This is a genomic window from Phenylobacterium glaciei (assembly GCF_016772415.1).
GTDB classification, from domain to species: Bacteria; Pseudomonadota; Alphaproteobacteria; order Caulobacterales; family Caulobacteraceae; genus Phenylobacterium; species Phenylobacterium glaciei.
On the sequence record NZ_JAGSGD010000005.1, the window covers coordinates 1 to 1,199 of the forward strand.

1 protein-coding gene is annotated in these 1,199 nt (G+C 68.3%); it reads left to right on the top strand.

Annotation, left to right across the window (positions count from 1 at the left end; all coding sequences use genetic code 11):
• Positions 1-117: 117 nt before the first annotated feature.
• Complete coding sequence (locus tag JKL49_RS20925; RefSeq protein WP_215343391.1) at positions 118-1,179, top strand: protein kinase family protein; 1,062 nt, start codon at positions 118-120, stop codon at positions 1,177-1,179.
• Positions 1,180-1,199 lie beyond the last annotated feature (20 nt).

A 1,199-nucleotide genomic window follows, 5' to 3' on the forward strand; every position in this document is an offset into this window, starting at 1 on the left:
TAGCCGAAGTTCATGGCGCCCGCTGCTCGGCAGGACGTCAGTGACGGCTCTCGACCGAGGCTGTGTCGAACGCCGACCGTGAGATAGAATCCCGGGGTCACTTCTCCAGGGTTCGGGATGAAGCGCTTCGTCGAGGGTGTTGGTTTGGGGATCGCCACGATGGGACCGGAGAAACTTGAGCGCCGAAGCCGGGCGCATGAGGCGGTGGCGGCGACCCTCGCGGCGCTCAGCGACGGCGACCTAGCGGCCATGTTGAACGCGGCAGACTGGCGGGTCAGCTTCCATGGCAGCGAGAGCGCGATCCTAGATTTCGCGGGCTGGAGGGTGTTCGCCAAGCGCATGGCGTTGACCCGGCGCGAGCTCGACGCCGGGCCGGCGGGAAGCGTCACCGCCGACCTCTTCGGCCTGCCCAGCCTCTACCAATATGCCGTGGGCTCGGCGGGTTTCGCTGCAGGGCGGGAGCTGGCGGCCGCCCGGATGACGAGCGGCTGGGCGCTGGCCGGAGCCTGCCCACACTTTCCGATCCTGCACCATGCGCGGGTGCTGCCGCGCACGGCGCCGAAGCTCAGCGAGCGGCAGGAGGCCTGGCTGGCGAATATCCCGGCGTTCTGGTCGGGAAACCCGGCGATCATCGCCAGGGTAGATGAGGTGACCCGTGCCCCGGCCAATATCGTGATGATCCAGGAATTCGTAGGCCGGGACCTGGAGACCTGGCTGCAAGCGGCGCGGCCGAGGGGCGCGAAGCTGGCAGCCGCGCACGATCAGTGGATGAGCACCATAGCTTTCATGAACAAGCAGGGCCTTTTCCACTTCGACCTGCACGCCCGCAACCTGTTGACCGACGGCGAGGACCTCTACCTCGCCGACTTTGGCTATGCGCTTGGGTCGGAGTTCGATCTCTCAACGGAAGAGCGCGCGTTCCTGGCCGCCCACGCCGACTATGACAGCGCCTATGCCTGCCGGGCCTATGCCCGGTGGCTGAGTGGGGCGAAGCGCCACCCGCCGGCCGTGCGCCCGATCCTCGCCCGCGAGGCGCCGGTGGCGGCGATCATGGACGCCTTCCTGAACGCCTTGCCTGGGACGAAGCAGGCGCCGGCGTCGGGATATCCGGCGCAGGCGGTGGGGGCGGCGCTGGCGGGGTTGGGGGTGGCGCTAGGTGAGCGGCGGCTCACCGTGTGAGAGCGTTGAACGGCAGCTAT